6 protein-coding genes are annotated in these 6,559 nt (G+C 72.5%); 2 read left to right on the top strand and 4 right to left on the bottom strand.

Annotated elements, in window-relative coordinates:
• Nucleotides 1–207: 207 nt before the first annotated feature.
• Both NQU55_RS35965 and miaB read right to left on the bottom strand, forming a co-directional pair.
• Nucleotides 208–918, bottom strand: coding sequence for a class III extradiol dioxygenase subunit B-like domain-containing protein (locus tag NQU55_RS35965; RefSeq protein WP_168095554.1), 711 nt, complete (start codon nt 916–918; stop codon nt 208–210).
• A gap of 73 nt (nt 919–991) precedes the next feature.
• Complete coding sequence (gene miaB, locus NQU55_RS35960; RefSeq protein ID WP_168095553.1) at nt 992–2,491, bottom strand: tRNA (N6-isopentenyl adenosine(37)-C2)-methylthiotransferase MiaB; 1,500 nt, start codon at nt 2,489–2,491, stop codon at nt 992–994.
• A gap of 116 nt (nt 2,492–2,607) precedes the next feature.
• On the opposite strand from miaB, the gene NQU55_RS35955 reads away from it, so the two are divergent.
• A complete protein-coding gene (locus tag NQU55_RS35955) occupies nt 2,608–3,606 on the top strand; it encodes a TAXI family TRAP transporter solute-binding subunit (protein ID WP_168095552.1) in 999 nt (332 codons plus the stop codon).
• Here the strand turns inward: NQU55_RS35955 and NQU55_RS35950 are convergent.
• Both NQU55_RS35950 and NQU55_RS35945 read right to left on the bottom strand, forming a co-directional pair.
• Nucleotides 3,585–5,021: a sensor histidine kinase gene (locus tag NQU55_RS35950; protein ID WP_256791859.1), complete on the bottom strand. Its 1,437-nt coding sequence runs from the start codon at nt 5,019–5,021 to the stop codon at nt 3,585–3,587. The genes NQU55_RS35955 and NQU55_RS35950 overlap by 22 nt on opposite strands.
• A gap of 15 nt (nt 5,022–5,036) precedes the next feature.
• Nucleotides 5,037–5,744 (bottom strand): response regulator transcription factor, encoded by a 708-nt coding sequence (locus tag NQU55_RS35945; RefSeq protein WP_168096665.1) that lies wholly within the window; start codon nt 5,742–5,744, stop codon nt 5,037–5,039.
• Nucleotides 5,745–6,013: 269 nt separating this feature from the next.
• On the opposite strand from NQU55_RS35945, the gene NQU55_RS35940 reads away from it, so the two are divergent.
• On the top strand, nt 6,014–6,559 hold a 546-nt coding region (locus NQU55_RS35940), incomplete at its 3' end, for an amino acid ABC transporter ATP-binding protein (protein ID WP_256791858.1).

Genomic DNA, 6,559 nt, shown 5'->3' with positions numbered 1-6,559 from the left:
TCGCTGCGTTTCCGGGTGCGCGGAGGCCCCTGGCCCCGACCATCCGACGCCGCGGTCACTGAAGACCGTCCACCGGGCCCGTAGAGGGCCCGTACGGGCCTCTCGCGGCCGTTCGGGTGCAGGAGGTCCCCGGGGAGCCCGAGCGGCCGCAAGGGCCGCCAGGAGGCTGCCGGAGGGGTTCGGAGGCGGCCCGCCGCGGCCCGGGGGCTACGACCAGGCGGCCACGAAGTACCCCACGCCGTAGGGCGCCTCGTCGTACAGCAGCTGTCCCTTGAGTCCGGCGCCCTCGCCGGCCCCCGCGAGGACCTGCCACGCGGCGCGTCCTGCGGCCTTGAGTTCCCGGGCGAGCCCGCCGTCGAGCGCGGCGAGCGCAGCGGTGTCCGCGGCGCCCAGTGCGCGCGCAGCCTGCGCGTCGAAGTCCGCCGCCCGCTCGTCGAGGTAGCCCGGCGCCTTGAGCGTCCGGCAGGCGCTGCCGTCGCCCATCACCAGCAGAGCGGTCCGCCCGTCCCCGTCGGCCAGCTCACGGCCCTGGGCCAGGCACTGCTCCGCCTCCAGCGTCTCGGCGACGCCCAGGCCCTCGACGGGCGCGTCGGCCCAGCGCGTGCGCTCCAGCAGCCAGGCGGCCACCGCCAGGGACTGCGGCAGCGGCCGCTCCCCCGCCTGCGGACCCTGCCCCAGGCGTACGTCGACGTCCGCACCGAGTCCGCGGAACGATCCCCCGGCGCCCTGCGGGTGCGGTCCGCGGCCCGGCTGCGGGGCGGGTCCGAGGACGACGAGCCGATCGGGCCGCGCGGCGGCCAGCACGCCCAGCGCGTCGAGGCAGGCGGCCCTCAGGGCGTCCAGCTCGGGTGCGGCCCCGGCGGCGACCTCCGGGACGAGCAGCGGCGGACAGGGGCATACGGCGGCGGCGACGAGCATGGCGGGAACGATACGCCCGCCGGGCGCCGCGCGCAGTCGCGGCCCGGGGCGCTCCCGGGCCGCGGACGGTGCGTCAGTCGCCGCAGCCGCCGCAGCCCGCGGCGGCGGGGGCGGGGCTCGACGCGGGGGCGCCGATGGCCGGGATGCCCAGCATCACGCCGGCCGGCTTGGCGGCGGCAGCGGCGGTGCGCTTCTCCCACGCGTCGCCCGCGCGCGTGCGGCGCACGCCCTTGGCGGGGCCCTCGGCGAGCAGGTGGTGCGGGGCGGCGTAGGTGATCTCGACGGTCACCACGTCGCCCGGGCGGACCGGCTCGTCGGGCTTGGTGAAGTGCACGAGGCGGTTGTCGGGCGCGCGGCCGGAGAGGCGGTGCGTGGCATCGTCCTTGCGGCCCTCGCCCTCGGCGACCATGACCTCCAGGGTGCGGCCGACCTGCTTCTTGTTCTCGTCCCAGGAGATCTCCTCCTGGAGGGCGACGAGACGCTCGTAGCGCGCCTGCACGACCTCCTTGGGGATCTGGCCCTCCATGGTGGCCGCGGGGGTGCCGGGGCGCTTGGAGTACTGGAACGTGAAGGCGTTGGCGAAGCGGGCCTCGCGCACCACGTGCATGGTCTGCTCGAAGTCCTCCTCGGTCTCGCCGGGGAAGCCCACGATGATGTCGGTGGAGATGGCGGCGTCCGGCATGGCGGCGCGCACCTTCTCGATGATGCCCAGGAAGCGCTCCTGGCGGTACGAGCGGCGCATCGCCTTCAGGACGGTGTCCGAGCCGGACTGCAGCGGCATGTGCAGCTGATGCATCACGTTCGGCGTCTCGGCCATGGCGGCGATCACGTCGTCGGTGAAGTCGCGCGGGTGCGGGGAGGTGAAGCGGACCCGCTCCAGGCCCTCGATCCTGCCGCAGGCGCGCAGCAGCTTGGAGAACGCCTCGCGGTCGCCGATGTCGGAGCCGTAGGCGTTGACGTTCTGGCCGAGGAGGGTGATCTCGCTGACGCCCTCGGCGACGAGCGCCTCGATCTCGGCGAGGATGTCGCCCGTGCGGCGGTCCTTCTCCTTGCCGCGCAGGGCCGGGACGATGCAGAACGTGCAGGTGTTGTTGCACCCGACGGAGATGGACACCCAGGCCGCGTAGGCGCTCTCGCGGCGCGTCGGCAGCGTCGAGGGGAACGCCTCCAGGGACTCGGCGATCTCGACCTGCGCCTCTTCCTGGATGCGGGCGCGCTCGAGCAGCACGGGCAGCTTGCCGATGTTGTGCGTGCCGAAGACGACGTCGACCCAGGGGGCCCGCTTGACGATCGTGTCGCGGTCCTTCTGGGCGAGGCAGCCGCCTACGGCGATCTGCATCCCGGGACGCCTGGTCTTCATGGGGGCCAGCCGGCCGAGGTTGCCGTAGAGCTTGTTGTCGGCGTTCTCCCGCACCGCGCAGGTGTTGAAGACGACGACGTCGGCGTCGCCCTCCGCGGTGCCCTCGGGCGCACGGACATAGCCCGCGTCCTCCAGCAGGCCCGACAGCCGCTCGGAGTCATGGACGTTCATCTGGCACCCGTAGGTGCGCACCTCGTATGTCTTCGCACTCATCTCAATCGACCAGGGTACGTGGTCGCCCGGACAGCCCGCCTCCTCCTTTGCCCGCCTCCGGCCCCGTTCCGCCGTAACCCCTGCCGAAGCCCGGCCGGGCCTGGCAGGATCCGCCCATGCTTCCCCGTTCCCCGCGCCCTGGCAGGCGCCGCGTCCTCCGTGCGGCCGCGGCGGGCGCCGCCGTGCTCGCCGTGCTGGTGTGGTGGCTGGTGTCCCTGCACGGGGACGCGTCCCCGGCCGGCCGGATGTCGTTCGCCACCGGGGTGCCGACGGGCGTGTACGCCAAGTACGGGGACCTCCTCAAGGAGGACCTGGGGCGCGACATGCCGTCTCTGGACGTGCGCCTGCGGCGCAGCCAGGGGTCGATCGACAACCTGCGGCAGCTCACCTCCGGTGAGGCGGACTTCACCCTGGCCACCGCGGACTCGGTCGCCACCTACCGGGACGAGGGGAAGCCGGGCGCGGCGGGGCTGCGCGCCTGTGCCCGGCTGTACGACGACTACATCCAGCTGGTGGTGGAGAAGTCCTCCCGGGTGCAGTCCGCGCGCGACCTGCGGGGCCTGCGGGTGGGCGTGGGGACGGACGACTCCGGGGTGCAGCTGATCACGCGGCGGCTGCTGAAGGCGGCGGGGCTCGACTTCGACAAGGACATCACTCCGGTGCGGGTGGGCATCGACAGGATGCCGGGGCTGCTGGAGCGCGGGGAGCTGGATGCGTTCTTCTGGTCCGGCGGGCTGCCCACGAACGCCGTCCAGACGCTCGGCCTGCGGCTGTCCATCCGCCTGGTGCAGCTGAGCGACCTGATCGCGCCGCTGCACGCGCAGGGGCCGCAGACGCACTACTACCGGGCCGCGGTGATGCCCGTGGACGCCTATCCGGAGCTGCGGGCGACGCAGGCGGTGAAGACGCTGGCGGTCGCGAACCTCCTCGTCACCATGGACCACGCGGATCCGGAGCTGGCGGAGAGCGTCACCCGCTCCGTGATGAACAGCAGGGACCGCATAGGGCAGAAGGTGCACGCGGCGCAGAAGGTGGATCTCCGTACGGCGATCTTCACCGACCCCCTGCAGCTGCACGCGGGGGCACGCCGCTACTACCTGTCGGTCAAGCCCTGAGGGGTGCCGTTCACGCCCGCGCGCTGCCGCGGCACCTTGATCACCGCGCGCAGTCCGTGCGGCTCGTTGGGGGCGTACGTGAGCGTGGCGCCGCCCGCCGCGAGGAGGGCCCGGGAGATGGACAGCCCCAGGCCCGAGCCGGAGACGTTCTGGTGGCGGCTGCTGCGCCAGAAGCGGTCGCCGATGCGGGTGAGCTCCTCGTCCGTGAGGCCGGGGCCCCCGTCGGCGACCGTGATGCCGACGCAGTCGCCCTCGACCTCGACGCTGACGTGGACCGGGGAGCCGCCGGGTGTGAACTTGAGCGCGTTGTCCACCACGGCGTCGAGGGCGCTGGAGAGGGCGACCGGATCGGCCCAGCCCGTCACCGCGGCCGGACCGCTGTAGGTGAGCGTCACCTGCTCGCGGTCGGCGACCGGTGACCAGGCTCCCACCCGGTCGGTGACGATCTCCGCTATGTCGGTCAGCTGGAGGTCGGCGGCGGCGTGCTCGGCGAGGGCGAGGCCCAGGAGGTCGTCGAGCACGCGCGCGAGGCGCTTGCCTTCGGCCCGCACGGAGGCGACCTCCGTGTGGCCGGCCGGGAGGTCCAGGGCGAGCAGGTCGATGCGCAGCAGGAGGGCGGCGAGCGGGTTGCGCAGCTGGTGCGAGGCGTCTGCGACGAAGGCGCGCTGCTGGTCCAGGACGGTCTCGACGTTGTCGGCCATCTCGTTGAAGGAGCGCGCCAGGCGGCGCAGCTCGGGCGGCCCGCTGTCGGCCGCGACGCGGGAGTTCAGCGCGCCCGTGGCGATGCCGTGCGTCGCGGCGTCCAGGGTCCGTACGGGCTTCAGCACCCACCCCGTGAGACGGAACGCGGCGGCGACGGCGACGAGCATCGCGGCGGTCTCGCCCGCCACGAGCAGCGTCCAGGAGTGCAGGATCCGCGAGCGCAGCTGCCCCGTGGGGGAATCGGTGACGACAACCGCGACGACGTCGCCGTCGCGGATGACGGGGGAGGCGACGGCGAGCCGGCTGTGCTGCAGCGGCCAGACCTGCCCGGGGTCGTGGCTGCGGCGCCCCGCCAGGGCCTCCTGGAAGGCCCGCTGGCCCTCACCGGTGGACGGCACCTCCCAGCGCCTGGGGGCGACCGCCATGGCCGCTCCGTCGCGGTAGAAGATGCCGACCCTGATGTCGTACAGCTCCTCGTAGCGCAGGAGCTCGGAGCGCAGGGTGTTGAACCGTTCGTCCGTCTCGGCCGCCTGGTCGGACGGCCGGGTGGTGACGAACTGGGCGAGGGCCGCGAAGCGGGCGGTGTCGTCGATGCGGTCGACGACCACGCGCTGCTGCTCGGCCGCGGCGATGCTGGCGGCGAGGGGGAACCCGAGGGCCAGCAGGACGCCCGCGAGCAGGACGATGAGGAGCGGAAGGAGTCGTGTGCGCACAGGTCCGGCCGGCCCTCACCGGGCCGGGACGACGATTTTGTAGCCGACCCCGCGGACCGTCTCGATCAGCGCGGGCATGCGCAGTTTGGCGCGCAGGGAGGCGATGTGCACCTCCAGGGTGCGGCCGGTCCCCTCCCAACTGGTCTGCCACACCTCGCTGATGATCTGTTCGCGGCGGAAGACGACGCCGGGACGCTGGGCGAGCAGGGCCAGCAGGTCGAACTCCTTACGGGTGAGCGGGACGGCCGTACCGGCCACGGAGACCTCGCGGTTGGGGAGTTCGATGGTGAGGCTGCCCAGCCGCAGCGAGCGCGGTGCGGAGGGCCCCTGCGCCTCCTCCGGGCTCTTGCCGGCGGGCGGCTTGCGGCGGGCGACCGCATGGATGCGGGCGAGGAGCTCGCCGGTGTCGTAGGGCTTGACCACGTAGTCGTCGGCACCGAGGTTGAGACCGTGGATCTTGGAGCGGGTGTCGGCGCGGGCGGTGACCATGATGACGGGTATGCCGGTGCGTTTGCGGATCTTGCCGCAGACCTCGAAGCCGTCCTGGTCGGGCAGGCCGAGGTCGAGCAGGACGACGGCGAAGGGCATGCCCGTGTCGGGCAGCAGGGCGCGCAGCGCCTCCTCGCCGCTCCGGGCGTGGGTGACGTCGAAGCCGTGCCGGGACAGCACCGCCGCCAGGGCCGCGGCGACGTGGTCGTCGTCCTCCACCAGCAGCAGTCTCATCCGGCCCCCTCCCTGTGACCGCAGCGTGGGCACCCCCGCATCCACGCGGATGGACGCCCGGTCCGTCAAGGGGGTTCCGGGAGTGAAGGAGCTTCCGTTATCCAGCCGGTACGCCCGCGCGACCGGCGTGCACGCCGCGCGCCCCCTTCACGCAGAGTGTCCCTTTGCGGCCGGATCGTTATGCTCAATTTCAGCTCAGATGTAATGACGCTGGTCGATGCCGCTCATTAGGGTCCTCCCAATCGAGGAGGATGGAGCGAGGAACGCCGATGAGCGAAGTATCGGTGACCGACGAGGCCACTGCCGCCGCAGAGCCACTGGTCGTCCTGAAAAGCGTCAACAAGCACTTCGGCGCCCTGCATGTCCTCCAGGACATCGATCTGACGATCGCACGCGGCGAGGTCGTCGTCGTGATCGGCCCGTCGGGTTCCGGCAAGTCGACGCTGTGCCGGACCGTCAACCGTCTGGAAACCACGGATTCCGGATCGATCACCATCGACGGCAGACCACTGCCCCAGGAGGGCAAGGAGCTGGCCAGACTGCGTGCCGACGTCGGCATGGTCTTCCAGTCCTTCAACCTCTTCGCGCACAAGACCGTGCTCGAAAACGTGACGCTCGGTCAGATAAAGGTCCGCAGGACGGACCGCCGCAAGGCCGAGGAGAAGGCACGCGCCCTCCTCGACAGGGTCGGCGTCGGGGCCCAGGCCGACAAGTACCCCGCCCAGCTCTCGGGCGGCCAGCAGCAGCGCGTGGCCATCGCCCGCGCCCTGGCCATGGATCCGAAGGTGATGCTGTTCGACGAGCCGACGTCGGCA

This window comes from Streptomyces telluris (genome assembly GCF_024519335.1).
Classification (GTDB): Bacteria; Actinomycetota; Actinomycetes; order Streptomycetales; family Streptomycetaceae; genus Streptomyces; species Streptomyces telluris.
Note: the sequence above shows the minus strand (reverse complement) of the source record. Positions and strands in the feature narration are given on the sequence as shown.